Origin of the sequence: Klebsiella sp. 10 (assembly GCF_018223925.1) — a bacterium.
Taxonomy (GTDB): domain Bacteria; phylum Pseudomonadota; class Gammaproteobacteria; order Enterobacterales; family Enterobacteriaceae; genus Klebsiella; species Klebsiella pneumoniae.
Map to the genome: position 1 here is coordinate 18,069 of NZ_JAGRRB010000025.1, position 25,860 is coordinate 43,928.

Genomic DNA, 25,860 nt, shown 5'->3' on the forward strand with positions numbered 1-25,860 from the left:
GTGTTACTCGTTTAGCGCCCCGCTGACAGCGGGACGTTGGCCTGCCGCTTAATCCCGGGGAAGATATTCGTGTGGTGGATGATTTAGCAGCGCCAGCAGATTGGCGACCAGCCGCGGAGCGACCGTCTCCGGGGAGGCTGCCGGCTGCCACTGGCGCATTTGCGTCATCTCCATACCGGCATAGCCGCAGGGGTTGATACGCAGAAACGGTGTGAGATCCATGGCGATATTAAGCGCCAGACCGTGGAAAGAACAACCTTTACGGATCCGCAATCCCAGGGAGCAGATTTTGCGTTCGCCGACATAGACGCCAGGAGCGTCGGCGCGGGGGTGCGACTCGATACTATATTCAGCCAGGGTATTGACGACCGTTTGCTCCAGCAGCGTCACCAGCTCCCGCACGCCCAGCTTACGGCGCTTGAGGTCCAACAGGACGTACATCACCTGCTGTCCCGGACCGTGATAGGTGACCTGGCCGCCGCGATCGCTCTGGATCACCGGAATATCGCCGGGCACCAGCACGTGTTCCGCTTTGCCGGCCTGACCCTGGGTGAATACGGGGTGATGTTCCACCAGCCAGATCTCGTCGAGGGTATCTTCATCACGGGCGTCGGTAAATTCATGCATCGCCTGCGAGACGGGTTCGTAAGGTTGCAGGCCAAGCTGCCGGATAAGAATTTTATTGTGCTGCAAAACAACATCTCCGCCGGGAAGAGAGAATTCAGGTTGGGGAGTATATCACAGCCGTGCAGAAGGGATTGAGAAGACCCGGCACGGCGGCCGGGTCAGGGAAAAGGTTACAGCACCATCCGAACGATATCGATATTGCCTAACTCTTCGTACAGCGTTTCCACTTGTTCAATGTGGGTGGCGTTGATGGTGATGGAGACCGAGTGGTAGTTACCTTTGCTGCTCGGTTTTACTGACGGCGAGTAATCACCAGGCGCATGGCGCTGTACCACTTCCACCACCTGATCAACCAGCTCCGGCAACGCCTGCCCCATTACTTTGTAAGTAAATGGCGTAGGGAATTCAAGCAGTTCGTTAAGTTTGGTTTTCATGTCAGCTCCGGTGTTACGACAAAATAATAACTCCCACCAAGGGCGGGAGTTATCAGGTTACTTGGATGAATAGTATATGGGGATGGAAATCACACTTTCAAGTGTTCGATTTTTAACCAAACCAGTGGTGGAACATTAATTTAATGTAATCAATAATTTTGCCGAAGAAATTACCTTCCGGAATTTCCTGCAGGACCACCAGCGGACGCTGGTCGATGGTTTTACCATCCAACTGGAAGTTAATGGTGCCGACAACCTGGTTTTTCTGCAGCGGGGCGTGCAGCTCAGTGTTATTCAGCACGTAGCTGGCTTTCAGATCTTTCATTCGGCCGCGCGGAATGGTCAGGTATACGTCTTTATCCACCCCCAGCGAAGCGCGATCGCTGTCGCCGAACCAGGCCGGTTCGGAGGCAAACTCTTTGCCAGCTTTAATCGGGTTGACGGTTTCGAAGAAGCGGAAGCCCCAGGTAAGCAGTTTTTTGCTTTCTGACTCACGGCCTTTGAACGTCCGGCCGCCCATTACCGCGGAGATCAGGCGCATCTGGCCTTCGGTGGCGGAAGCGACGAGGTTGTAACCCGCTTTGTCGGTATGGCCGGTTTTGATGCCGTCGACGTTCAGGCTGTTATCCCACAGCAGGCCGTTACGGTTCAGCTGGCGGATGCCGTTGAAGGTGAACTCTTTCTCACGATAGATGGAGTACTCGTTCGGTACGTCGCGGATCAGCGCCTGGCCAATCAGCGCCATGTCGCGCGCGGAGCTGTACTGTCCGTCAGCATCAAGACCGTGAACGGTCTGGAAATGGGTGTTTTTCAGGCCCAGAGCGTTGACGTAGTTGTTCATCAGGCTGACGAAGGCGTCCTGGCTGCCGGCGACGTAGTCGGCCATCGCCACGCAGGCATCGTTACCGGACTGCAGGTTAATACCACGGATCAGCTGAGAAACCGGCACCTGCATGCCCGGCTTGAGGAACATCAGAGAAGAGCCTTTGAAAACCGGGTTGCCGGTGGCCCAGGCATCGTTGCCGACGGTGACCAGATCGGACTCTTTGAATTTGCCCGCTTTCATCGCCTGACCGATAACATAGCTGGTCATCATTTTGGTCAGACTGGCCGGGTCGCGGCGGGAGTCGGCATTGTTTTCAGCCAGTACCTTGCCAGAGTTGTAATCGATAAGGATCCAGGATTCGGCGTCAATCTGCGGGGCGCCTGGGATCATCGTTTTGATATTCAGGTCATCGGCGCGGGCAGCGGAGGAGAGCGCTGCAACGGAGAGCGCCGTAATGAGTAAACGAGCGGTGAAAGAGGTCTTCATGGTCAGAACAACGGCATCCGTGATGGAGTTAAAAAAGTGCCTTACTATAGCAAATGCTCTGCGGGCCAGCATCCGACATTGCGCATGAGTTTGTTAATGACTTTTACATGCGCGAGGTGAACGGGCGGCCCGCGGCGTTTAGTTGGCGCGAGTAATAAAGGACTGCAGCTGCGCTTCGCTTTGCAGGCGCTGCTGCACGGCGCTGGCCTGTGCTTTATCAGCAAAGGGACCCAGCTGAATACGCCAGACCGCGCCGTTTTGCATGACCCGGCCTGGCACAGAAAACTGCTGGCTCAGGCGCTGCTGATACTGCTGCGCCCGCGTCTGGTCGCTTACTGCGCCCACCTGGACAACAAAATTACCGCTGGCGCTGGAGGTCGCGGAGGACGAGGCCGCCACGGCGCCAGCGGCTGCGGCGGTGGCCGCAGCGGGCGCCACATTACCCTGAATGGAGCCAGGCGCGGTCACTGGCGCTGTTGGCGTGGCGCCGGCGGCAGGAGCCGTCGCGGCGGCTGCCGCTGGTTCGCTACTCTCCAGCACGCCGTTGTTCAGGGGCGTCGGCGCGCCGAGGAAACCGCCGCTGTTCACCGGCGCGCCCACGCTGTCTGCCGGCGTCAGCGTGCTGTTGCTGATCGGGCGAACGTCAGTGGGTGCGGGTTGGCTCATGCCAGCGGCGTCCCCACCGTCCAGATTCGGACGGGCGGGCAGGGCGTAAGTCTGTTTGGCGACGGTGGTACAGGCCATCCCCGGGCCGGAAAGCGAACCGTCAGGCGCGACGATGATGGGGTCGATGCGCACTTTGGTGTTGTTGGAGGTGTTCAGGCGGTCAGCGGATGCGCGGGAAAGCGAGATGACCCGATCGTTGCCATAGGGACCGCGATCGTTAATCCGCACGACGATCATCCGTCCGTTGGCAAGGTTAGTGATCCGCGCGTAGCTCGGGATCGGCAGCGTCGGGTGCGCTGCGGTCAACTGAGTCGGATCGAAGGCTTCGCCGCTGGCGGTCAGGTTGCTGTTGGGTTCTGCGTCATAGATCGCCGCGAAACCGGCCTGAGTAAAGTTGGCCGGATCCTGAACGATTTTGTAGCTTTTACCGTCGCGCTCATAATCCTGATTCGCCGTGGCGTTCGGCGTTTCATACTGCGGATCGGCGCCGCTGATCTCAACCGTCGGGCCATTACAGACGGCCGGCTGTGGAGTACTGACCGTTTTTTGTTGCACGTCATCACTCGAACATGCCGCCAGCAGCCCCGCTGCTATGCAGATCCCCAGCCATTGCTTACGCATTGCTAACCCCTTTAAACGCTTTTCGACAACATTTTTCTGTGGGTATGGATCGACATTACGATACCAAACCCGGCCATCAGTACGATCAGGGCGGAGCCCCCGTAGCTCACCAGCGGCAACGGTACGCCCACCACCGGTAAAATACCACTCACCATACCAATATTTACGAAGACATAAACGAATAAAATCAACATTAAACCACCGGCCATGACCCGGCCAAAGGTGGTTTGCGCCTGGGCGGCGATCCACAGTCCGCGCATAATCAGCAGAATATAAAGCGCTAGCAGGATCAGTACGCCAATCAGGCCCAGCTCTTCGGCGAGGACGGCGAAGATAAAGTCGGTGTGGCGTTCCGGCAGAAACTCCAGCTGCGACTGGGTGCCGTGCAGCCAGCCTTTGCCGCGCAGACCGCCGGAGCCAATGGCAATTTTAGACTGAATAATGTGATAGCCGGCGCCCAGCGGGTCGGTTTCCGGATCGAGGAGCATCATCACGCGCTGACGCTGATAGTCGTGCATCAGGAAGAACCACAGGATCGGAATAAAGGCGGCGACCAGCACCACGGCGATACCAATCAGGCGCCAGCTGAGGCCGGAGAGGAACAGCACAAACAGCCCGGATAGGGCGATCAGGATCGAGGTCCCGAGGTCAGGCTGCGCCGCCACCAGCAGCGTCGGCAGGAAGATTAGCACCAGGGCAATGCCGGTGTTCTTCAGCGACGGTGGACAGACATCGCGGTTAATAAACCGCGCCACCATCAGCGGCACGGCTATTTTGGCGATCTCCGACGGCTGAAAGCGCACAATACCGAGATCCAGCCAGCGCTGCGCCCCTTTGGAGATGGCGCCGAAGGCGTCAACGGCTACCAGCAGGATGATACAGAAAATATAGAGGTAGGGCGCCCAGCCTTCATAGACCCGCGGCGGGATCTGCGCCATGACGATCATGATCACCACGCCCATGGCGATCTGGCCGATTTTACGCTCCATCATGCCGACATCCTGACCGCTGGCGCTCCAGATAACCAGCGCGCTGTAGGTCAGCAGCGCCAGCAGGATAAGCAGCATGGTGGGGTCAAGATGGATTTTATCCCATAGCGATTTTTTGTTCGGATTATCCGTCATTATTGATCCTCCCCTGCGGTTACCGCCGGGTTTTCGCTTGGCAGCGTAGTGTTGTTATCGCCCAGCATGATGTGATCGAGGATCTGGCGCATAATCGTACCGACCGCCGGGCCGGCGCCGCCGTTTTCCAGAATCATCGCCACGGCAACCTGCGGGTTGTTATAAGGCGCAAACGCCGTCATCAGTTTATGGTCGCGCAAGCGCTCGGAGATCCGGTGCGCGTTATAGGTTTCGTTGGCCTTCAGGCCGAACACCTGAGCGGTACCTGACTTGGCCGCGATTTTATACGGCGCGCTGGCGAAGTATTTGTGCGCGGTGCCGTTGCCGCGGTTGGCCACGCCGTACATGCCGTCTTTGGCGATTTCCCAATAGCCGGAATGGATATCGCCTACCGGCGGCTCATGGGGCTGGACCCAGGGTACGGGCTTGCCGTCTTCCACGGTGCTCTGCAGCAGATGAGGCACCTTCACCACGCCGTCGTTAATCAGGATCATCAGCGCTTTGTTCATCTGGATCGGCGTGGCGGTCCAGTAACCCTGGCCGATGCCCACCGGAATGGTGTCCCCCTGGTACCAGGGTTTCTTAAAGCGCTTGAGCTTCCATTCGCGGGTCGGCATGTTGCCAGAGCGCTCCTCGGAGAGGTCGATACCGGTGTAGTGGCCGTAGCCAAACTTGCTCATCCACTCTGAGAGACGGTCGATGCCCATGTCATAGGCGACCTGGTAGAAATAGGTATCTGCAGACTCCTCGAGCGCTTTGGTGACGTTCAGATGGCCGTGGCCCCACTTTTTCCAGTCACGATAGCGTTTCTCTGAGCCAGGCAACTGCCACCAGCCGGGGTCGAAGAGGCTGGTGTTGCGGGTGATCACCCCGGCGCTCAGCGCCGAGACGGCGACGTACGGTTTGACCGTCGACGCCGGCGGATAGACCCCCTGCGTTGCTCGGTTGACCAGCGGTGTGTTCGGGTCGTTGAGCAGCGCGGAGTAATCTTTGCTGGAGATGCCGTCGACGAACAGGTTCGGGTCATAGCTCGGGGTTGAAACCAGCGCCAGAATAGCGCCGGTACGCGGGTCGGTCACCACCACGGCGGCGCGGCTGCCGGCCAGCAGCGTTTCAATATACTGCTGCAGCTTGAGGTCGAGGGTGAGGTAGATGTCGCGTCCGGCCTGCGGAGGCACCTCTTTCAGCTGACGAATGACGCGGCCGCGGTTGTTCACTTCAACCTCTTCGTAGCCGGTCTGACCGTGCAGAACGTCCTCGTAATAACGCTCTATACCCAGCTTCCCAATGTCGTGCGTCGAGGCGTAGTTGGCCAGCTTGCCCTCTTTATCCAGGCGGTCGACGTCTTTATCGTTAATTTTTGAGACATAGCCAATGACGTGAGTCAGCGCCGAATTATAGGGGTAATAACGACGCTTGTAGCCTTTGACTTCCACGCCGGGAAAGCGGTACTGGTTGACGGCAAAGCGGGCCACCTGCACTTCGCTGAGGTTGACCTTTACCGGAATCGAGGTAAAACGATGGGAGCGGGCGCGCTCCTTTTTGAAACCGGCGATGTCATCGTCAGTTAAATCGACGACGTCGCGTAGCGCATCCAGCGTCTGCTGTACGTTATCGACTTTCTCCGGCATCATCTCCAGCTGGTAAATGGTGCGGTTAAGCGCCAGCGGGGTGCCGTTGCGATCGTAAATAATGCCGCGGCTCGGCGGGATCGGCACCAGCTTGATGCGGTTTTCGTTCGAGCGCGTCTGATAGTCGTCGAAGCGAACGATTTGCACATTGTACAGGTTGGCGATCAGAACGCCGGTAAGCAGCAAAATCCCCAAAAAAGCGACCAGCGCCCGGCGCACGAACAGCGAGGATTCAGCCGTATAGTCGCGGAAAGAATTCTGTAATTTCATTCGCTGCTTAGTCTACCCTGATCATCATTACTCACGGTGGTACGGGTGGTTGGTGGTGATGCTCCACGCCCGGTACAGACTCTCGGCCACCAGTACGCGCACCAGCGGGTGAGGTAAGGTGAGGGTGGAGAGCGACCAACTCTGTTCCGCCGCTGCTTTACAGGCGGGAGAGAGACCTTCCGGACCGCCTACCAGTAAACTGACGTCGCGCCCGTCCTGTTTCCAGCGTTCCAGTTCGCGCGCCAGCTGCGGTGTATCCCATGGTTTACCCGGAATATCCAGGGTCACGATGCGGTTCTTACCGGCAGCGGCTAACATCATCTCGCCCTCTTTTTCGAGGATGCGTTTGATATCAGCGTTCTTACCGCGCTTACCGGCAGGGATCTCCACCAGCTCGAACGGCATATCTTTGGGAAAACGGCGCAGATACTCGCTAAAGCCGGTCTGTACCCAGTCCGGCATTTTGGTGCCAACGGCCACCAGCTGCAACTTCACGCATTAACTCCAGAGTTTTTCCAGCTCGTACAGACGACGGCTCTCTTCCTGCATGACGTGGACCATCACGTCGCCGAGGTCGACGACGATCCAGTCGGCGGCGGCTTCCCCTTCAACGCCCAGCGGCAGCATGCCGGCGGCGCGGGACTCCTGAACCACGTGGTCGGCGATAGACATCACATGACGCGTGGAGGTGCCGGTGCAGATAATCATGCAATCGGTGATGCTGGATTTGCCATGTACATCAATGGCAACGATGTCCTGACCTTTCAGGTCATCAATTTTGTCGATAACAAAATCCTGGAGTGCTTTACCCTGCAAGTGTTCCCCCTGGGTGCGTGAAGATTGATAATCATAAAGAGCCTGACAGTATACCTGAACTGATGAAAAAGTCGGGTGAAATGTCTGTCGGCAGGCGTTCGTGGCGGGCTATCATCCCATCCCTCGCCGCGGATTGCATCGCCATTTTTGTAAAACAATTTCTGCAAACCGGCTTTGGCGGATGCTGCCTGGCAGCGGAGAATAACAGCCTGCTCTGGCCTGTCAATGGTCTGGCGGGAATTCTTCTTGCGGCCGCCAGACGGCCTGGCTATTTAATACCCGCAGGGTGGTGAAATCGTCGCGGATTTCGAGGAGGCTCCAGGCGCCATGGGCAATGGGAAAGTGCCACATCGCCGCCGCAGGCATCTGCAACAGCAGGGCGGTCAGCAGGCTCAGGACGCCCTGATGGCCGACGATCAGCAGATGGTCAAGATGGCGGCAGTCGGTCAGCGTTGGGATAAACTCGCTGACGCGGCGGGCAAAATTCTGAAAGCTTTCGCCGTTGGTGGGGGCCGCATGCTGCCAGTCGGCACACCAGGCGGCATAGTTTTCCGCATCTTCTCGCTGGAGGTCGCGATGATGACGCATCTCCCAGTCGCCGAAAAACATCTCATTGAGCGCGGGATGGCGCTCACGCGGAATAGCGCGGTCGCCAAGCAGCAGATCGGCCGTTGTCCCGGTCCGCGCCAGCTCGCTACAGAATACTTTATCGAAAGGCGCCAGGCGCAGCCGTTCGCCGAGCGCGCGCGCCTGAGCGACGCCGCGCGGCGTCAGGGGTGTTGGGGCATGGCCGCTGTATAATCCGGCAACGTTGGCTTCGGTTTCGCCATGGCGAACTAACCACAATTTCATGAACAGGCTCTGACAGGCGATGAAGAGATGGCGTTACGATAGCGCTTTTTTCGCGCCAGGCCCAGCCTGGGGTCAGCAATAGAGTCCCTGCTCGCGGATGTAATCCAGCACGGCGGCGGGCAGCATCTCGGCGCAGGACTCGCCGCGCTCAAGGCGCTGGCGGATGATCGTCGCGGAAATATCGAACCACGGCGTCTCAGCCAGGTAGATCACGCCGGAAGGGCGGTTATGCAGAGACTCCACGTCGTGGGTTAAATGGCGATCCAGCCAGCGCTGATCCGCTTCCTGCGCCATGGTCAGCGGGTAACCCGGGCGGCGGCAAACAATCAGGTGGACATTGTCGAGAATGGTTTCATAGTTGTGCCAGGTGGGAAAGGTCAGTAGCGAATCCTGGCCAATGATAAACGCCAGCGGTTTGCGCGGCCCCTGCTCCTGGCGCCACTCCTGCAGCGTTTGCGCCGTCCAGGAGGGGGTATCGCGCCGTAGTTCGCGTTCATCGAGCGTGAACAGCGGTTTATCGGCAATCGCCAGCTTCAGCATGTGCACGCGCTGGGCGCTGGTGGCTTCCGGCTGCGGCCGGTGCGGCGGGACGTTGTTAGGCATGATGATGACCTTGCTCAGGCCAATCTGATTCGCCAGGATCTCAACCGGCTTGAGGTGACCGTAATGCACCGGATCGAAGGTGCCGCCATAGATTGCCTGTAACTGAGTCATATCAACCATCAATAAAAACGTCCGCCAGGGCTTTGTGGCAGAGCAACAACGAAAGACTTTCCAGTTCGGGCCAGACGTCGTGCCCGTAATCCTGTTTAAAGGTGAGCTCCGCGCGGGTCAGAAGGGTCACCGCCTGGCGCAGCTGTTCCCCGCTCAGGCGCGTGAGGGCGTCGCTGAGCAGCTGACGGCGGTTTTGCCAGACCCGATGTTTATCAAACAGCGAGCGCAGCGGCGTGTGCGTCGCCTGGCGCTTGAGGGTAACCAGCAGCAGCAGCTCCCGCTGCAGAGTACGCAGCAGGATCGCCGGCTCGCAGCCTTCAAGGCGTAACTGCTGCAGGACGTGCAGCACGCGCTTACTTTTGCCTGCCAGTAGGGCATCGACCCAATGATAAGGCGTAAAGTGCGCGGCATCGTTTACCGCTTGCTCAACGCGGGGCAGGGTTAGCTTACCGTCCGGCCAGAGCAGCGCCAGACGCTCCAGCGCCTGCGCCAGCGCCAGCAGATTGCCTTCGTAACAGTAGCACAGCAGCTGACTGGCCGCGTCGTCGAGCTGCAGCTGATGCTGTTTGGCACGGGCGGCCAGCCAGCGCGGCAGCTGCGCGTATTCCGGCGTCTGGCAACTGACCTGGACTGCGCGCTGAGCCAGGGCGGTGAGCCATGCGGCATTCTCCTGGGCTTTGGTCAGCTTATTTCCGCGAACTATCAGCAGCAGGTCGTCGTGCAGCAGGCCAACCAGCGTGGCGAGCTGTTCATTGATCGCCGCGTTGGGGCCGTTTTCCGGTAGGATCAACAGCAGGGTTTGCCGGCTGGAAAACAGGCTCATCGCCTGGCTTAAGGCGAAAATCGCCTGCCAGTCGGTGCTGTTGTCGATTGAAAAAGTATGGTGCTCGGTAAAGCCCTGCGCGGCAGCAGCTTCGCGAATGGCGTCCTGGCTTTCCTGCAACAGCAGGGGATCGTTGCCAAGCAGCAGATAGGCCGCGCGCAGCCCTTCAGTGAGCTGCGCGCGGAGCTGTTCCGGGTACAACCGAATCATCATTGACCCAGCGTGGTGGAGACGCGGTTACCCGAGGAAGACGGCGCCGCGCTGCTGGCGACCGGTTTCTCTTCCTGCTGGGTTGCTTCAACATCCGCTACCTGAACGCTTGGCAGCTTACGAATCAGCTGTTCCGCCGCTTTGTCGTACATTTCCTGGATAATCATATCCTGCTCGGCGTCTTTCGCTAATGCCGCCTGCGGGTTATCAAAGAACGACCGATAGACCTTGGTGGTAATCGGATAGATATCGTGACCCGGGATCAGGACGCTGGCATGAACGGTCATGACCATCTGATACTCCGCCGTACGACCATCCTGGAACACCGATGCGGTATCTTTCTGAATCGACGAGCCATCGAGGCGCAGAGAAGGGACATCTTTACGCAGCGTGCTGGCGTCGATCAGTTCCACGCCGTTAAGACGCAGCTGATTACGTACCGCGCGGCTTAACGGGCCGTTCGGATCGCTCGACTGGAAAATCATGGTTTTCATGGTGGCGGGCACCTTGGTAGTGCTACGCAAATGCCAGCCACAGCCGGCGGTGACGAGCACCGCCAGAGATAACAACATTGTTACCAGATATCGCACGCTTCCTCCCGCGCTTAGCCAACGACCAGATTGAGCAGTTTACCGGGAACGTAAATCACTTTACGCACGGTTTTACCGTCGAGATATTTCGCCACCAGATGTTCCTGGCCGGCGCGCTCGCGAACCTGCTCTTCAGTTGCATCTACCGCAACGGTAATTTTACCACGAACTTTGCCATTGACCTGGACGACGACGAGGGTGCTGTCTTCCACCATCGCGCTCTCATCCGCTACCGGCCACTGCGCGTTGTCGATATCGCCTTCGCCGTTCAGCTCACGCCACAGGGTGAAGCTGGCGTGCGGCGTGAACGGGTTGAGCATACGCACCACCGCCAGCAGAGCTTCCTGCATCAGCGCACGATCCTGCTCATCTTCCTGCGGCGCTTTCGCCAGCTTGTTCATCAGCTCCATGATTGCCGCGATGGCGGTGTTGAAGGTCTGACGACGGCCGATGTCATCGGTCACTTTGGCGATGGTTTTGTGGATATCGCGACGCAGCGCTTTCTGATCTTCGCTCAGAGCCGCCACGTTCAGTGCCGCAACCTCTCCTTTAGTGGTGTGCTCGTAGACCAGTTTCCAGACGCGTTTCAGGAAGCGGTTCGCCCCTTCAACGCCAGATTCCTGCCATTCGAGGGTCATATCCGCCGGGGACGCAAACATCATGAACAGACGCACGGTATCCGCGCCGTAGCGCTCAACCATCACCTGCGGGTCGATGCCGTTGTTTTTCGACTTGGACATCTTGCTCATGCCGGTGTACACCAGCTCGTGGCCCGCCGCGTCTTTGGCCTTCACGATGCGGCCTTTTTCGTCGCGCTCAACGATGGCGTCAACCGGGGAAACCCAGTTACGTTCGCCGTTTTCGCCCACATAGTAGAACGCGTCAGCCAGCACCATGCCCTGGCACAGCAGCTGTTTCGCCGGCTCATCGGAGTTCACCATGCCCGCGTCGCGCATCAGCTTATGGAAGAAGCGGAAGTAGAGCAGGTGCATGATGGCGTGTTCGATACCGCCGATGTAGATATCTACCGGCAGCCAGTAGTTGGCCGCTTTCGAATCCAGCATTCCTTCCTGATACTGCGGGCAGGTGTAGCGCGCATAGTACCAGGAGGATTCCATAAAGGTATCAAAGGTGTCGGTTTCGCGCAGCGCCGGCTGGCCGTTGACGGTGGTCTTGGCCCATTCAGGATCGGCTTTGATCGGGCTGGTGATGCCGTCCATGACCACGTCTTCCGGCAGGATCACCGGCAGCTGATCTTCCGGGGTCGGCAGCACGGTGCCATCTTCCAGGGTCACCATCGGGATCGGCGCGCCCCAGTAGCGCTGACGGGATACGCCCCAGTCGCGCAGACGGTAGTTAACTTTACGCTCGCCCACGCCCATAGCAGCCAGTTTGTCGGCAATGGCGTTGAAGCCCGCTTCATAATCAAGACCGCTGAACTCGCCGGAGTTAAACAGGACGCCTTTCTCGGTCAGCGCCTGCTCGGAGAGATCCGGCTCGGAGCCGTCGGCAGCGAGGATAACCGGCTTAATGTTCAGACCGTACTTGCTGGCGAACTCGTAGTCGCGCTGGTCGTGACCCGGAACGGCCATTACCGCGCCGGTGCCGTATTCCATCAGCACAAAGTTTGCCGCCCAGACCGGAATTTCTTCACCGGTCAGCGGATGAATGGCTTTAAAGCCGGTATCGACGCCTTTTTTCTCCATCGTCGCCATGTCGGCTTCGGCCACTTTGGTATTGCGGCACTCGTCGATAAAGGTGGCCAGCGCCGGATTGTTCGCCGCAGCCTGCTGCGCCAGCGGGTGACCCGCCGCGACGGCCAGGTAGGTACAACCCATAAAGGTGTCCGGACGGGTGGTGTAGACAGTCAGTTTGTCAGCGTAGTCGTTGACGTCAAAGGAGATTTCTACCCCTTCCGAACGGCCGATCCAGTTGCGCTGCATGGTCTTCACGGTGTCCGGCCAGTGGTCCAGCTTATCCAGATCGTTCAGCAGTTCATCGGCGTAGGCGGTGATTTTAATAAACCACTGCGGGATCTCTTTACGCTCGACCTTGGTATCGCAGCGCCAGCAGCAGCCGTCGATAACCTGTTCGTTGGCCAGCACGGTCTGGTCATTCGGGCACCAGTTCACTGCGGAGGTTTTTTTGTACACCAGGCCTTTTTTGTACAGCTCGGTGAAGAACTTCTGCTCCCAGCGGTAGTATTCCGGGGTGCAGGTCGCCAGCTCGCGGCTCCAGTCATAGCCGAAGCCCAGCATTTTGAGCTGGTTTTTCATGTAGGCGATGTTGTCGTAGGTCCACGGCGCTGGCGCGGTGTTGTTTTTCACCGCCGCCCCTTCTGCCGGCAGACCGAACGCATCCCAGCCGATCGGCTGCAGGACGTTTTTGCCCAGCATGCGCTGGTAGCGGGCAATCACGTCGCCGATGGTGTAGTTACGCACGTGACCCATGTGTAGTCGACCAGAAGGATAAGGAAGCATCGACAGGCAGTAATACTTCTCTTTGCTCTCGTCTTCAGTTACTTCAAATGTACGATTTTCGTCCCAGTGAAGCTGGACTTTCGATTCTATCTCTTCCGGGCGGTATTGCTCTTGCATGGCAGCCAGTGGTCCTGTTTTCAATACAGCTACAAAGTGTAGCCAATGGATGTGTTATTTCAGATCGGCATAGCATAGCCCAAACGCCCACGTCAAAACAGCTTTTCGCACATCAACATCGGCAAAAGCTGCGCAGATTATTTCGCGACTCTGTGGCTTGTCAGACACAGCGGGAGAGGAATAAGGTCTATTATCAGAAGACGTTAACCCCACCGGAGGCGAAATGATGAACAAGGTTGCTCAATATTACCGTGAACTGGTCTCCTCGCTCAGCGAACGGCTCCGCCATGGAGAGCGCGATATCGACGCGCTGGTGACGCAGGCGCGGGAAAAAATCGTCCGCGCCGGCGATCTGACGCAGAGCGAGATCGAGTCGGTGATTGCGGCGGTCAAACGCGACCTCGAGGAGTTTGCCCGCAGCTACGAAGAGAGTCACGAAGACGAGAGCGACAGCGTGTTTATGCGGGTGATCAAAGAGAGCCTGTGGCAGGAGCTGGCTGATATCACCGACAAAACCCAGCTCGAGTGGCGGGAAGTCTTTCAGGATCTGAATCATCACGGCGTGTACCACAGCGGCGAAGTGGTCGGTCTGGGCAACCTGGTCTGCGAGAAGTGCCACTATCACCTGGCGGTATACACCCCGGACGTGCTGCCGCGCTGTCCAAAATGTGGCCACGATCAGTTCCAGCGTCGGCCCTTCGAGCCCTAAGCGTGCGAAAAACGATGCGCGAGGCTTCGCGCATCGTGGTTTGTCTTATTTCACCGTGTTGACTTCGGTGCTCTTGAAATACTGTTTTCCACCCATGTCGCTAACATATTTCTGCGATGAGTTCAGTACCAGCTTGTCAGCAGTTAACGTCCCGACGCCGCATTTCGCCAGGCCCAGTATGCCGCAACTTTTACCACCATTGACCACTTTGGTGGCGGTTAACGTCATGTTGCCGCCCGCGCTGAGGGTTGAATAATTGTAGATCGCGCCTTTATTTTTGGTATTTAAGGTCAGGTCGCCGGTGCTGCTGATCTGCCCTTCGTTGGTGATATCTGAGTAGGTCGTGATTGAAATATTTTTGGCAGTAATATTGCCATAATTATTCACTACGCCGTGATCGGTGGTGATATCGGCGGCATTCATATAACCATTTTGGTTCAGCCAGTAGCTGTGGGCGGTAATGGCGTTGGTTGCCTCAATACGACCACTGCTGCTTTGCGCCAGCGTGCCATTGGTCTGCAGATTGATATTTTCGCCGGTGATATTGCCGAGGTTATAGATCTCGCCCGTATTGGCGGTGCCGTCCTGTGTAAGCGACTGAATGGTGGTTTGGCCAGTAGAGTTAATATTGCCGGTGTTTTTAAAGCTGTCGCCGACAAACGTCAGGCTGGTGTGTTTGGCGCTGATTTTGCCTTCATTGAGGAAATCACCGATTGCCGTGGCGGCAATCTGGTTATTTGACAGCAGGGAGGCTTTTTCTTCGTTGCGGATTTTCCCGCCGCTGGTCAGGCTTAATCCACTGGTGCCGGTCATCGTGCCTGAGTCGCCGTTGGTGATGTTGCCGTTAGCGGTGGCAATCAGCTGGCCGCCGGAGAGAGAACCGGTGTTAACGATATAATCGCCACTGGAGAGCATTAAATAATAGGCGCCGGCGATGCTACCGTCATTGGTGATGCCCGTGACGGTGGAAACCTGGCTCAGCAAACCTTTGCCCGTTATTGACCCTTTGTTCAGTAAATTACCGTTGCTGGTGAGCATCAGCGTGCCGTTGGAGATAATAGAACCCTTATTACGTACGCCAAAGCCGATGTTATTGCCGACCATGCTGATGCTGTTGGCCTCAATGCCGCCAAGGCTGCTGACGTCGATGCTGTACTGCGGGTTAACCGTCATCTGGATCAGGGTGGCCTTTTTACCGGCGGAGGTCACCGAGCCAGAGCTGTTATCCATGGTGAAGTTGCCCGCGCTGACCAGGGCGTTGTTGGCCTGCACTTTACCGTTAATCTTAATCGCGTCGGCGAGCAGAACCGCGTAGCCGTTGGCGGCGTTCATGCCATTTTCGCCGATGGTGAGGGTGCCGCCCGTTACGGTATAGCTGCCGATGGCGCCATCGTCGGTCATATTAACCTTGCCGGTGGTCAGGATAGCCTTGTTGGTATTAACAAAGCTACAGCCGGAACAGGTGATGCCGTTCGGGTTGGCGATTACCACATCCGCTTTCTGACCGTTGACTTCGATAAAGCCCTTCAGGCTACTGGCGTTTTTGGAGGTCACCTCGTTCAAAATCACCGAAGCGCTGCCGGCGGTCAGATTATTGTTGCGGGCGATATTGCCAAATGTGCTGTGGCTGACATCATCGCCGCTGTTATTAAGGATGGTGCCATTGGTGCCGACGTTGAAGTCGCGGTACAGGTTATGGGAGACACCGGCGGCGTTCGGCTTTTCAATATCGATAACCGTGGCGCCGGAAGAGTGCGTATAGCTTGTGGGGTCGGCATAAACTACCGACGAGGTTAATACTGCCGCCAGTGCGACATAAGAAGCCTTAAACTTAAACATTTTCTTTATTCCTTTAAATAATGATTAATAAATAATGTAAATATGACGAGTCAATAATGTGCGAATTAATACCTCCACTGTAATGAAAAGCCCATATTCAGGGCGTCGCTATGAAACTTATCCGGTTTACTCAGCGGGGTACTAATAAACAGATCGTACTGCGTTGACCATAGCTGACCGCGCAGCCCGCTGACGGCGCCGGAGAGCACTTTGCCTTTTTGATATAGATCGGCGCCGATAAGGCGGCCTATATCCGCGCCCAAATAGAATTGCCGCTCGTGGGTGGCCAGATCCCAGATAAAATCGTTGCGCCAGTACCATCCCTGATTGCCGGACAGGCTGTTTTCACCGTCAAAACCGCGCACGCTCCAGCGACTACCAATATTGAATTTATTATCGGAAGCGAGTTTGTCCGGGCTGAACTGGGCGCTGAGGCGGGGAGCCCAGGTAAATTTGTCGCCGGTGGCGTCAAATTTCATCATTGCCTGCAGATTACCATGCACAATCCGCGACAGCGGGCTATACAGCCCGGCCTGCTCTTCCGGCGTTGCTGTCGAGCTGAGCCACGGCAGGCTGCGCTGGATGCCGATGCTGGCATCAACAATCTTTTTGTTAAAGTAGTGCTGGTGGTTGAGGGTGAATTCCCATGAGGGGTTCTGCTTGCGCATCACCAGTAGCTCACTGCCGCCGAAGTAATAATGCGAGGTGCTCTTGGCGATCCGCAGGTCAGCGGTGGTTTTTTGCTGCCGGGTGTGGGAGAGCAGACGACTCAGCGTGGCGCTGTAGTAGCGATTTTTACTCTTATAATCCATCGTCGACCAGTTGCCGTTAAACTGCTGACGATACTGGCTGTATGCCCCGTAGGCGCTTAGTGTCCAGTAGCCAAAGGGAATGGAGTAATACAGGCTGCCGTTGTGGTTGCCGTCGTTATGCTGATTGAATTCAATATCGCCCCCGCCGGAAAGGTACAGGATATCGTTGAGGGTGGTCAGGTCATAGAGATAGAGGGCCCCGCCGGCCTGGTAGCGTCCGCTGGCTTTGCTGCCGGCGTCGTCAAGCCAGGCGCCAAGCTGCCATTTTTTCGCCAGGCTGCGGGCGATCTGGATATCGCTTTCTCCCTCGTGTTGGCCCGGCAGCAGTTTCATGTGCGCGGTGGCGCCGGGCAGACGCTGCAGGTTGGCCATCCCTTGCTCAAGGTCGCTTAAGCGCAGGATAGTACCAGAAGAGGTGGGTAGGGAATTCCACAGGCGGGTGGTGTCCGAGCCGTCGGCATAGTCGATAGCGCCCACTTTGCCATAGTGCAGCGTGAACCTGAGTATGCCGTGCTCCAGCGACTGGGAGGGCACATCAATCAGCGAGGTGATGTAGCCTTGCGCGATCAGCTCATTTTGCAAGGTATAGGCCAGCAGGCGAATGCCTTCGCTGCCCAGGCAGCGTCCCTGCGCCTGCCGCGCGGTTTTCGCCAGTAATTTCCGGGTGAGCGCCTGGTTATCGGAGTCGATATCGACCCGGTTGATCAATTTGCAATGCGTTTCCTCAGGAAAAGGGATCCCCTGCGGCGCCACGCGCTGTTGTGAAGACTGAAAATCCTGTTGCTGCGGCGCCAGCGCCTCCTGGCGGGCTTTATCCTGCTCCGTCTGGTGAGTAGAAGAGGCCAATGGCGCGGCCCCGGCGGCTGAGGTGCCCGCCAGCGTGATAAACAGCAGTCCGGTGAGCGTGCGAGATCGAATTAACATGAAGCAATATCCATTTGTTTCATTGGTTTGGTGGCGCATCCATTATTCTGCGAGCTGCAGAGAATATTGATGGCCTTTATTTCGGCGCAGGCGAGGTCAGGCAAGAATATTATATTCAATTAATAAAATAATCATGCGACGAACCTGTTACGAGGCGTTATATGCTAGCGGCGGTGGCAATGCCGGTCCACGAATTCATTATTGAATTCTTTATGAATTGATCGATTTAATAAATAAGTTCAGCTTTTATCGGCGAGGTTTATTGGGTACGTAAATGATAGTAGCGATAATCTGCCGCATAAATAACATTGGCGAATAATATGGCGGAAAAGATTAACTGCGCATACCGGGCGGTATGCGCAGAGAAAAAACATTAATGAAGTATTTTGGCGAGGAAATCTTTGGCACGCTCGGATTGCGGATTGGCAAAGAAGGCCTCTTTATCGGCATCCTCGACAATCTTCCCTTCATCCATAAAGATCACCCGGTTCGCCACCTTGCGGGCAAAGCCCATCTCATGGGTCACGACCATCATGGTCATCCCCTCGTTGGCCAGTTCGACCATAACGTCCAGCACCTCGTTAATCATCTCCGGGTCAAGCGCTGAGGTGGGCTCATCAAACAGCATGGCGATCGGGTCCATACACAGGGCTCGGGCAATGGCCACGCGCTGCTGCTGGCCGCCGGAGAGCTGCGCCGGGTATTTTTCCGCATGCGCCGCCAGGCCAACGCGCTCCAGCAACTTGAGGCCTTTCTTGCGCGCTGAGGCTTTATCGCGGTTAAGCACTTTGACCTGCGCCAGCGTCAGGTTGTCGATAATCGACAGATGCGGGAACAGTTCAAAATGCTGAAACACCATGCCGACGTGCGAGCGCAGTTTAGCCAGGTTGGTCTTTTTATCGTTAACCACGGTGCCATCGACAATAATCTGCCCCTGCTGTACCGGCTCAAGGCCGTTCACAGTCTTAATCAGCGTGGATTTACCGGAGCCTGACGGCCCGCAGACCACCACGACTTCGCCTTTTTTCACTTCCGTGGAGCAATCGGTCAGCACCTGAAAGTGACCATACCATTTTGAAACGTTTTTCAGGGTAATCATTACACAGTCCTTTTCTTCAACCAGCTGACCAACAGCGAGGCGCTGAGGCTAATCACAAAATAGACGCCGCCTGCGAACAGGATCATTTCGACCTGGGTTCCGTCACGCTCGCCAATGGTGGAGGCGGTACGGAAGAAGTCGGCGAGACTCAATACATACACCAGCGAGGTATCCTGGAACAGGACGATCCCCTGGGTTAGCAGCAGCGGCACCATGGCGCGGAAGGCCTGCGGCAGGATCACCAGCCGCATTGACTGCCAGTGGGTCATCCCCAACGCCAGCGCGGCGCTGGACTGGCCGCGGGAGATGCTTTGAATGCCGGCGCGGATAATCTCTGAATAGTAGGCGGCTTCGAACATCGAAAACGCCACCATCGCCGAGATCAGGCGAATATCCGTTTTCGGCGACAGTCCCAGCACGTTCTGCAGGAAGCCCGGGACAATCAGGTAGAACCACAGCAGGACCATCACCAGTGGGATTGAGCGGAATACGTTGACGTAGGATTTAGCAAACCAGGCCAGCGGCAGAAAGCTGGACAGGCGCATAACCGCCAGCAGGGTGCCCCAGACAATGCCGACCACGATGGCGATCACCGTAATCTTCAGGGTGATCACCAGCCCTGCCAGCAGATAGGGCATGGAGGGAACGATCGAACTCCAGTCAAAATCGTACATTATTTGCCTCCCATATTGCCAGGCAGGCGAACCTTACGCTCGACCACATACATAATCAGCATAATCACCGCGTTGATGAAAACATAGGCCAGGGTGATGGCGGTAAAAGACTCCCAGGCATGAGCGGAGTAGTCCAGCAGTTTGCCCGCCTGCGCGGCCATATCGGCCAGACCGATGGTGGAGGCGATGGCCGAGTTTTTCACCAGGTTCATCATCTCCGAGGTCATCGGCGGCACAATAACGCGGTAGGCGTTCGGCAGTAGCACGTAGCGGTAGGTTTGCGGCAGGGTCAGGCCCATCGCCAGGCCGGCGTTCTTCTGCCCGCGCGGCAGCGACTGGATGGCGGCGCGTACCTGCTCGCAGACGCGAGCGGCGGTAAACAGCCCCAGGCACAGCATGGAGGAGACAAAGAATTGAATGTTTGGGTCCAGCTCCGATTTAAACCACATGCCGATATTTTCCGGCAGGAACTCCGGCACCACCAGGTACCAGGTAAAGAACTGCACGATCAGCGGCACGTTGCGAAACAGTTCGACATAGCAGGTGCCAATGCCCGAGAGGAAGCGATTGGGTACCGTGCGTAAAATGCCGAACAGTGAGCCGACGAGAAAAGCGATGATCCAGGCCGAGATGGAGAGGGCGACGGTGATTTGAAAACCGCTCCACAGCCAGCCCAGGTAGGTAGTGTTGCCGAAGGGGGCCTGTTGCAGGAATATCCCCCAGTTCCAGTCTATTGACATACATGACTCCTGGAAAAAAAAGGGTAGCCAGTGCTACCCTCGAAGACGGTTGTCCAGCTTGTTTCGGTATTCGCGGCGGCTGGGGAACGACCAGCCACCGTATAGTCTGTCCGTGCTGTGACAATCATCGGGAGGGCAGGATATCCCGCCCCTGGTTGTTATAATTAGTTCAGTGCTTTGTCGTTAGGTGATTTGAACAGCGCTTTCATGTCGTCCGACAGCTCGAAGTTGAGGTTAAGATTTTTTGGCGGAATCGGGTTTTTGAACCATTTGTCAAACCACTTCTCCGCTTCGCCAGAGGTCTGAGCCTGGGCGACGGTTTCATCAACCAGCGCCTTGAACGTCGGATCGTCCTTCCGCAGCATGCAGCCATAGGCTTCCTTCGACTGCGGGGTGCCGACGATTTCCCAGTTATCCGGTTTCTTCGCCTTGGCGCGTTCGCCAGCCAGCAGGGCATCATCCATCATAAAGGCCACGGCGCGTCCGCTCTCCAGGGTGCGGAAAGAGTCGCCATGATCTTTGGCGCTGATAATGCGCATATTCATTTTTTTCTCATCGTTCAGCTTATGCAGCAGGATCTCCGAGGTGGTTCCGGAGGTGACGACGACCGCTTTATCCTTCAGGTCCGGGAAATCTTTGATCGGACCGCCTTTCTTCACCAGCAGACGGGTACCGACCACGAAGATGGTATCGGAGAAGGCCGCCTGTTTCTGGCGCTCAAGGTTGTTGGTGGTTGAGCCGCACTCGAAATCAAAGGTGCCATTCTGCAGCAACGGGATACGGTTCTGCGAGGTGACCGGGATCAGTTTGACCTGCAGATCGGGTTTGTTCAGTTTTTTCTTGATGGCATCGACGATGGCGTTGGAATAATCCTGAGAGTAGCCCACAACCTTCTGCTGGTTATCGTAGTAAGAGAACGGGACCGAAGATTCACGATGGCCGACAACGATAACCCCGTTTTTGGCGATCTTATCCAGGGTGTTCTGGCCAGCCGCCGGGGCAGCATCTTCCGCCTGCGCCAGACCAGCGGTCATTCCCATTACCAGCATTGCCGTGGCCAGTTTACGTAATTGCATATCCAACTCCTTATCCGCAGCGTCAGCGACGCTATTGATACCCATTGTGATTGTGTGTGTTGTTATTGGGGGCACGCGTCCACGTGCCGCATTTGTATGTGTTTGTTAGCATTTAGTTTGGCTTAATGTAAAGATTTTGCTGCTTTATTGTTTATTTTTGCGAAGCGCTCCGCACCAATCGGAGGCAAATATCTTCCATTGCACCAAAATAGCGCGACCACCGATCGTTTCTGGTGCAACCTGGTTGCACTGGGTCGGACGATGCCGCTACCAGGTTAAATAAAGCAATGACTGTGCCAGAGTGGCAGATGATGGGAAGAAAAAGCCGGCGACGGGCGTCGCCGGCGGAGAAACTTATCGGCGACGCTGGCGCAGGCTCATCAGCAGCGCGGCGAAACCAAACAGCGCCGTCAGCGCCCATAGCGGCCAGTTGCCGGTGCGGGCGTAAGGGGTTAAGCCGCTGGCGGGGGTCACGGTGGTGGTCAACACCTCGCGGGTAAACTGTGGGATCATCTTCTGGATCTCGCCGCGCGGGCCGATCACCGCAGTAATGCCGTTGTTGGTGCTGCGCAGCAGCGGGCGGGCCAGCTCCAGGGCGCGCATTCGCGCCATCTGGAAGTGTTGCCACGGGCCGATGGACTTGCCGAACCAGGCGTCGTTGGAGATGGTCAGCAGGAAGTCGGTGTCCGGCCGGAAGTTATCCCGCACCTGTTCACCGAGGATTATCTCGTAGCAGATGGCCGCGGTCAGCTTCAGGTTATGCGCCATCAGCTGCGGCTGCACGTAGGGGCCGCGGCTGAAGGAGGACATCGGCAGGTCAAAGAACGGCGCCAGCGGACGCAGAATCGACTCCAGCGGTACAAACTCGCCGAACGGCACCAGATGGTTCTTGTTGTAGCGGTTGGTCGAGTCGTAGCGGTACGGGTTATCTTTGCCGAGAGTAATGATGGTGTTGTAGGTATCGTAACGGTTCTGCTTGTTGAGACGCGCATCGACAATGCCGGTGATCAGCGAGCTGTCTTTTGCGCGCAGCAGATCGTCCATCATGCTGAGGAACTGCTGCTGGTTGATCTCCAGATCCGGGATCGCCGATTCAGGCCAGATAATCAGCTGCGAGTGGCCGATATGCGGCTGGGTCAGCGCCAGGTAGGTTTTCAGGGTATTGACCAGCTGCTTTTCGTCCCATTTCATGGCCTGTGGGATATCGCCTTGCACCAGCGAGACCTGGGTCGCGCGCGCCGGCAGCAGCTGATACCACTGGATATAGCGCAGCGGGAACGGCAGGGCGAACAGCAGCGCGGCAATCGCCAGCGGCTTCCAGTTGCGCTGGACGAGGGCCAGGGCCAGCAGGCCGCTGACTACCATCAGCAGGAAGTTAATCGCCTCGACGCCCATCACCGGCGCGAGGCCTTTCAGCGGGCCGTCAATCTGGCTGTAGCCGAACTGTAGCCACGGAAAGCCGGTCAGCACCCAGCCGCGCAGGAACTCGGTGATTTGCCAGACGACAGGGGCAGCGATAGCCATCCGTATCCAGTTAGTTTTAGGCCACAGACGGGCGAGCAGGCCGGCAAACAGGCCGGTGTAGAGCGAGAGATAGGCCGCCAGCAGAACGACGAGGAAGACGTTAACCGGGCCGGGCATTCCGCCAAACTGCGCGATGCTGACATAGACCCAGTTGATACCCGTGCCGAACAGCCCGAGTCCCCAGAAATAGCCGATCCCGGCGCTTTGCAGCGGGCGTCGGTTGAGGGTTAACGCCTGCAGACCGATCAGCGAAACGATAGCCGCTGGCCAGAAGTCATAAGGTGAAAAAGCCAGCGTTCCGCTGGCTCCAAACAACAGCGCCAGCAACAGACGTACGCGCTGGCGTTCAAGAAGAGAGGCAAATACCATTTAGGTTAATCGTCCCGTTAATTAACGCCTGCTGCTACAGGCTATTCTTTTTGCCAGCCGGACGCGGGGCTCCTACAACCGTGTATGACTCGCGGTCTCCCGGCTGGCCATTTCAGCGCTACCGCTTACTCTTCCAGCTTCGGCTGGGGAGCGTCATCGGGCAGCTTTACATGCACCTGAATGATACGACGACTATCTGCCATTGCTACCTTGAATTGGTAACCATCAATGTCGATAGATTCGCCGCGGGCCGGCAGATGGCCGAAGGCCTGCATCACCAGCCCGCCAATGGTATCCACTTCTTCATCGCTAAAGTGCGTGTCGAAGGCGTCGTTGAAGTCTTCGATGGAGGCCAGGGCGCGCACCGTCCAGGTGTGGCGGCTCAGCTGGCGGAAATCGATATCTTCTTCTTCGTCGTACTCGTCTTCAATTTCCCCGACGATGAGCTCAAGGATATCCTCGATGGTCACCAGGCCAGAGACGCCGCCGAATTCGTCAATAACGATCGCCATATGATAGCGCTGTGAGCGAAACTCTTTCAGCATGCGGTCGACCCGCTTGCTTTCCGGGACGACAACCGCCGGCCGTAACACTTTTTCCATGCTGAAGGCTTCGGCGTCGCTGCGCATAAACGGCAGCAGATCCTTGGCCATCAGAATCCCTTCGATGTGATCTTTATCTTCACTGATGACCGGGAAACGCGAGTGGGCGGATTCGATGATGACATCCAGGCACTCGTCCAGCGTCTGGTTACGTTTCAGGGTTATCATTTGTGAACGGGGGATCATAATGTCGCGGACCCGCTGGTCGGCAATGTCCATTACCCCTTCGAGCATGTCACGCGTATCTTCATCGATAAGATCGTTCTGCCCGGAATCACGGATCAGCGCCAGCAGTTCATCGCGGTTTTTCGGTTCCCCGTGAAAAAGCTGGCTGAGTAACAGGGAGAAAAATCCCTTTTTGCTGTTTACTGTGTCACTACTGTGTGAATTGTCGTCGCTCATGGCGTCGTTTGGGTTCTCATGTTGATTTAACTGTCGCTCGTCGCGCGTAGACTCAGCGCCGGACGGCATGGGTTGCCTGACTTTCTGGCAGGTAAAACGCAGAAACAGCGGCCGGATGAGGCGCAAGCACCGCCATCCGGCTGGGCGCTATTCCGCAATCTTCTCGGAAATGTACGGGTCCTCATAGCCCAGAGCAAGCATTATCTCTGTTTCAAGGCCTTCCATCTCTTCCGCTTCGTCGTCTTCGATATGATCGTAGCCCAGCAGATGCAGGCTACCGTGCACCACCATATGCGCCCAGTGCGCCTCCAGCGGCTTACCTTGCTCGCTGGCTTCCTGCTCTACCACCTGACGGCAGATGATCAGATCGCCGAGCAGCGGCATTTCAATTCCCGGCGGTGCTTCAAACGGGAAGGAGAGGACGTTGGTCGGCTTATCCTTGCCGCGATAGGTCAGGTTCAGCTCATGGCTTTCTGCAACGTCGACCAGACGAATCGTTAACTCTGACTCCTCCTGAAACGGCGGAATGACGGCGTCGACCCAGCGTTGGAAAAGGGCTTCGTCCGGCAGGCCGCTGGTCTCTTCGCAGGCCAGCTGTAAATCGAGGATCACCTGACTCATTTTTGCTCCTGTTCCTGGGCTTCGCGTTTGCGCTCGGCGGCCAGCTCTGCTTTACGTTTCTGATCTGCGGCTTCCCATGCCTCATAGGCGTTCACGATGCGGGCGACCACCGGATGGCGCACCACGTCTTCGCTATGGAAGAAGTTAAAGCTGATCTCATCGACTTCCGCCAGTACTTCGATGGCATGGCGCAGACCGGATTTGGTGCTGCGTGGCAGGTCAATCTGCGTGATGTCGCCGGTGATCACCGCCTTGGAGTTAAAGCCGATGCGGGTCAGGAACATCTTCATCTGTTCGATGGTGGTGTTCTGGCTTTCATCAAGAATGATAAAGGCGTCATTCAGCGTCCGTCCGCGCATATAGGCCAGCGGGGCCACTTCGATGACGTTACGCTCAATCAGCTTCTCCACTTTCTCAAAGCCGAGCATCTCAAACAGCGCGTCATACAGCGGGCGCAGATACGGGTCGACCTTCTGGCTCAGATCGCCGGGCAGGAAGCCGAGCTTTTCGCCTGCCTCGACGGCCGGACGGGTCAGCAGAATACGGCGGATCTCCTGGCGCTCCAGCGCATCGACCGCCGCCGCCACCGCCAGATAGGTTTTACCCGTACCCGCCGGACCCACGCCGAAAGTGATGTCGTGATCGAGGATATTGGCGATGTACTGCGCCTGGTTCGGCGTACGCGGTTTGATTACCCCGCGCTTGGTCTTGATATTGACGGCTTTACCGTACTCAGGCACGCTTTCGGCGCTCTGCTCCAGTACGCGCGCTTCCTTGATCGCCAGGTGGATCTGCTCTGGTTCAATATCCTGAATCTGACCGCGCATTGGCGCTGTGTCGACATACAGGCTGCGCAGAATATCGGCGGCAGCGTGCACGCACAGGGCGCGACCGGTCAGCTTAAAGTGATTGTCACGGCGGTTGATCTCAATGCCTAACCGACGCTCCAGCTGTTTAATGTTGTCGTCAAACGGGCCGCACAGGGCTAACAGGCGTGCGTTATCCGCTGGCTCCAGGGTAATCTCACGAGTGTCTATGTTCAAACTATTCCTCTTTACGCAGGTGGCCGGACGCGGCGCGTGGCCGGCTAATCAGGAAATTATTTACGTCACAGGAAAATGGCGCAAGCATTGCTGTAGATATAGGGACGGAGAGAGGAATTACAAGGCCTGCCGGAACCGA

The 25,860-nt window shown here is 57.0% G+C and carries 24 protein-coding genes; 1 reads left to right on the forward strand and 23 read right to left on the reverse strand.

Going from position 1 to position 25,860, the window contains the following annotated elements:
* Positions 1-48: 48 nt before the first annotated feature.
* From lipB to leuS, 13 genes are all read right to left on the reverse strand, one after another.
* On the reverse strand, positions 49-693 hold the full coding sequence (gene lipB, locus KHQ26_RS24095; protein ID WP_002894472.1) for a lipoyl(octanoyl) transferase LipB: 645 nt from the start codon (positions 691-693) through the stop codon (positions 49-51).
* A 104-nt stretch (positions 694-797) separates the two neighbouring features.
* A complete protein-coding gene (gene ybeD / locus KHQ26_RS24100) occupies positions 798-1,061 on the reverse strand; it encodes a DUF493 family protein YbeD (RefSeq protein WP_002894474.1) in 264 nt (87 codons plus the stop codon).
* A 112-nt stretch (positions 1,062-1,173) separates the two neighbouring features.
* Positions 1,174-2,373: a D-alanyl-D-alanine carboxypeptidase DacA gene (gene dacA / locus KHQ26_RS24105; RefSeq protein WP_002894539.1), complete on the reverse strand. Its 1,200-nt coding sequence runs from the start codon at positions 2,371-2,373 to the stop codon at positions 1,174-1,176.
* Positions 2,374-2,511: 138 nt separating this feature from the next.
* Positions 2,512-3,660: an endolytic peptidoglycan transglycosylase RlpA gene (gene rlpA / locus KHQ26_RS24110; protein WP_004147579.1), complete on the reverse strand. Its 1,149-nt coding sequence runs from the start codon at positions 3,658-3,660 to the stop codon at positions 2,512-2,514.
* An 11-nt stretch (positions 3,661-3,671) separates the two neighbouring features.
* Positions 3,672-4,784 carry a peptidoglycan glycosyltransferase MrdB gene (gene mrdB / locus KHQ26_RS24115; protein ID WP_002894613.1) on the reverse strand — a complete coding sequence of 371 codons (1,113 nt, stop codon included), beginning with the start codon at positions 4,782-4,784 and terminating at the stop codon, positions 3,672-3,674.
* Positions 4,784-6,685, reverse strand: a complete 1,902-nt coding sequence (mrdA, locus tag KHQ26_RS24120) for a peptidoglycan DD-transpeptidase MrdA (RefSeq protein WP_002894617.1) — start codon at positions 6,683-6,685, stop codon at positions 4,784-4,786. The genes mrdB and mrdA overlap by 1 nt, the downstream gene beginning before the upstream one ends.
* A 27-nt stretch (positions 6,686-6,712) precedes the next feature.
* A complete protein-coding gene (gene rlmH / locus KHQ26_RS24125; protein ID WP_002894620.1) occupies positions 6,713-7,180 on the reverse strand; it encodes a 23S rRNA (pseudouridine(1915)-N(3))-methyltransferase RlmH in 468 nt (155 codons plus the stop codon).
* A gap of 3 nt (positions 7,181-7,183) precedes the next feature.
* Entirely contained in the window at positions 7,184-7,501 is a 318-nt protein-coding gene (gene rsfS / locus KHQ26_RS24130) for a ribosome silencing factor (RefSeq protein ID WP_002894623.1), read from the reverse strand.
* Between the two features lie 222 nt (positions 7,502-7,723).
* Positions 7,724-8,353 carry an adenosylcobalamin/alpha-ribazole phosphatase gene (locus KHQ26_RS24135; RefSeq protein WP_004151650.1) on the reverse strand — a complete coding sequence of 210 codons (630 nt, stop codon included), beginning with the start codon at positions 8,351-8,353 and terminating at the stop codon, positions 7,724-7,726.
* Positions 8,354-8,425: 72 nt separating this feature from the next.
* Positions 8,426-9,076 (reverse strand): nicotinate-nucleotide adenylyltransferase, encoded by a 651-nt coding sequence (gene nadD, locus KHQ26_RS24140; protein WP_004176879.1) that lies wholly within the window; start codon positions 9,074-9,076, stop codon positions 8,426-8,428.
* Positions 9,069-10,100: a DNA polymerase III subunit delta gene (holA, locus tag KHQ26_RS24145; RefSeq protein WP_024264526.1), complete on the reverse strand. Its 1,032-nt coding sequence runs from the start codon at positions 10,098-10,100 to the stop codon at positions 9,069-9,071. Before holA ends, nadD begins: the two co-directional genes overlap by 8 nt.
* Positions 10,100-10,690: an LPS assembly lipoprotein LptE gene (lptE, locus tag KHQ26_RS24150; RefSeq protein WP_009308182.1), complete on the reverse strand. Its 591-nt coding sequence runs from the start codon at positions 10,688-10,690 to the stop codon at positions 10,100-10,102. The genes holA and lptE overlap by 1 nt, the downstream gene beginning before the upstream one ends.
* 14 nt (positions 10,691-10,704) lie before the next feature.
* A complete protein-coding gene (gene leuS, locus KHQ26_RS24155; protein WP_020803600.1) occupies positions 10,705-13,287 on the reverse strand; it encodes a leucine--tRNA ligase in 2,583 nt (860 codons plus the stop codon).
* A gap of 226 nt (positions 13,288-13,513) precedes the next feature.
* On the opposite strand from leuS, the gene KHQ26_RS24160 reads away from it, so the two are divergent.
* Positions 13,514-13,996 (forward strand): zinc ribbon-containing protein, encoded by a 483-nt coding sequence (locus KHQ26_RS24160; RefSeq protein WP_002894699.1) that lies wholly within the window; start codon positions 13,514-13,516, stop codon positions 13,994-13,996.
* A gap of 45 nt (positions 13,997-14,041) precedes the next feature.
* On the opposite strand, the gene KHQ26_RS24165 is transcribed toward KHQ26_RS24160, so the two are convergent.
* The 10 genes from KHQ26_RS24165 to KHQ26_RS24210 form a co-directional block, all read right to left on the reverse strand.
* The gene (locus tag KHQ26_RS24165) at positions 14,042-15,835 is read right to left on the reverse strand and encodes a filamentous hemagglutinin N-terminal domain-containing protein (RefSeq protein WP_020803598.1); all 1,794 of its coding nucleotides are present in this window, start codon (positions 15,833-15,835) and stop codon (positions 14,042-14,044) included.
* A gap of 65 nt (positions 15,836-15,900) precedes the next feature.
* Positions 15,901-17,571 (reverse strand): ShlB/FhaC/HecB family hemolysin secretion/activation protein, encoded by a 1,671-nt coding sequence (locus KHQ26_RS24170; protein WP_004176875.1) that lies wholly within the window; start codon positions 17,569-17,571, stop codon positions 15,901-15,903.
* Positions 17,572-17,944: 373 nt separating this feature from the next.
* Positions 17,945-18,670, reverse strand: coding sequence for an amino acid ABC transporter ATP-binding protein (locus tag KHQ26_RS24175; protein WP_002894706.1), 726 nt, complete (start codon positions 18,668-18,670; stop codon positions 17,945-17,947).
* Positions 18,670-19,344, reverse strand: coding sequence for a glutamate/aspartate ABC transporter permease GltK (gene gltK, locus KHQ26_RS24180; RefSeq protein WP_002894707.1), 675 nt, complete (start codon positions 19,342-19,344; stop codon positions 18,670-18,672). The genes KHQ26_RS24175 and gltK overlap by 1 nt, the downstream gene beginning before the upstream one ends.
* Positions 19,344-20,084 (reverse strand): amino acid ABC transporter permease, encoded by a 741-nt coding sequence (locus tag KHQ26_RS24185; RefSeq protein ID WP_002894709.1) that lies wholly within the window; start codon positions 20,082-20,084, stop codon positions 19,344-19,346. The genes gltK and KHQ26_RS24185 overlap by 1 nt, the downstream gene beginning before the upstream one ends.
* Positions 20,085-20,248: 164 nt before the next feature.
* Positions 20,249-21,160, reverse strand: a complete 912-nt coding sequence (locus KHQ26_RS24190) for an amino acid ABC transporter substrate-binding protein (protein ID WP_002894712.1) — start codon at positions 21,158-21,160, stop codon at positions 20,249-20,251.
* 354 nt (positions 21,161-21,514) lie between these two features.
* The gene (gene lnt / locus KHQ26_RS24195) at positions 21,515-23,053 is read right to left on the reverse strand and encodes an apolipoprotein N-acyltransferase (protein WP_004179036.1); all 1,539 of its coding nucleotides are present in this window, start codon (positions 23,051-23,053) and stop codon (positions 21,515-21,517) included.
* A gap of 125 nt (positions 23,054-23,178) precedes the next feature.
* Positions 23,179-24,057 (reverse strand): CNNM family magnesium/cobalt transport protein CorC, encoded by an 879-nt coding sequence (gene corC, locus KHQ26_RS24200; RefSeq protein ID WP_004197606.1) that lies wholly within the window; start codon positions 24,055-24,057, stop codon positions 23,179-23,181.
* Positions 24,058-24,204: 147 nt separating this feature from the next.
* Positions 24,205-24,678 carry an rRNA maturation RNase YbeY gene (gene ybeY / locus KHQ26_RS24205; protein ID WP_002894722.1) on the reverse strand — a complete coding sequence of 158 codons (474 nt, stop codon included), beginning with the start codon at positions 24,676-24,678 and terminating at the stop codon, positions 24,205-24,207.
* On the reverse strand, positions 24,675-25,721 hold the full coding sequence (locus tag KHQ26_RS24210) for a PhoH family protein (protein WP_004176871.1): 1,047 nt from the start codon (positions 25,719-25,721) through the stop codon (positions 24,675-24,677). Before KHQ26_RS24210 ends, ybeY begins: the two co-directional genes overlap by 4 nt.
* Positions 25,722-25,860: the final 139 nt, after the last annotated feature.

Coding starts and splice junctions, on each gene's coding strand:
- mrdA (WP_002894617.1), bottom strand. CDS start 6,685: ATGAAATTACAGAATTCTTTCCGCGACTATACGGCTGAATCCTCGCTG.
- KHQ26_RS24175 (WP_002894706.1), bottom strand. CDS start 18,670: ATGATTACCCTGAAAAACGTTTCAAAATGGTATGGTCACTTTCAGGTG.
- corC (WP_004197606.1), bottom strand. CDS start 24,057: ATGAGCGACGACAATTCACACAGTAGTGACACAGTAAACAGCAAAAAG.
- KHQ26_RS24165 (WP_020803598.1), bottom strand. CDS start 15,835: ATGTTTAAGTTTAAGGCTTCTTATGTCGCACTGGCGGCAGTATTAACC.
- leuS (WP_020803600.1), bottom strand. CDS start 13,287: ATGCAAGAGCAATACCGCCCGGAAGAGATAGAATCGAAAGTCCAGCTT.
- lnt (WP_004179036.1), bottom strand. CDS start 23,053: ATGGTATTTGCCTCTCTTCTTGAACGCCAGCGCGTACGTCTGTTGCTG.
- KHQ26_RS24170 (WP_004176875.1), bottom strand. CDS start 17,571: ATGTTAATTCGATCTCGCACGCTCACCGGACTGCTGTTTATCACGCTG.
- KHQ26_RS24185 (WP_002894709.1), bottom strand. CDS start 20,084: ATGTCAATAGACTGGAACTGGGGGATATTCCTGCAACAGGCCCCCTTC.
- KHQ26_RS24135 (WP_004151650.1), bottom strand. CDS start 8,353: ATGAAATTGTGGTTAGTTCGCCATGGCGAAACCGAAGCCAACGTTGCC.
- ybeY (WP_002894722.1), bottom strand. CDS start 24,678: ATGAGTCAGGTGATCCTCGATTTACAGCTGGCCTGCGAAGAGACCAGC.
- dacA (WP_002894539.1), bottom strand. CDS start 2,373: ATGAAGACCTCTTTCACCGCTCGTTTACTCATTACGGCGCTCTCCGTT.
- KHQ26_RS24160 (WP_002894699.1), top strand. CDS start 13,514: ATGAACAAGGTTGCTCAATATTACCGTGAACTGGTCTCCTCGCTCAGC.
- holA (WP_024264526.1), bottom strand. CDS start 10,100: ATGATTCGGTTGTACCCGGAACAGCTCCGCGCGCAGCTCACTGAAGGG.
- rlpA (WP_004147579.1), bottom strand. CDS start 3,660: ATGCGTAAGCAATGGCTGGGGATCTGCATAGCAGCGGGGCTGCTGGCG.
- ybeD (WP_002894474.1), bottom strand. CDS start 1,061: ATGAAAACCAAACTTAACGAACTGCTTGAATTCCCTACGCCATTTACT.
- mrdB (WP_002894613.1), bottom strand. CDS start 4,784: ATGACGGATAATCCGAACAAAAAATCGCTATGGGATAAAATCCATCTT.
- nadD (WP_004176879.1), bottom strand. CDS start 9,076: ATGGTTGATATGACTCAGTTACAGGCAATCTATGGCGGCACCTTCGAT.
- gltK (WP_002894707.1), bottom strand. CDS start 19,344: ATGTACGATTTTGACTGGAGTTCGATCGTTCCCTCCATGCCCTATCTG.
- KHQ26_RS24190 (WP_002894712.1), bottom strand. CDS start 21,160: ATGCAATTACGTAAACTGGCCACGGCAATGCTGGTAATGGGAATGACC.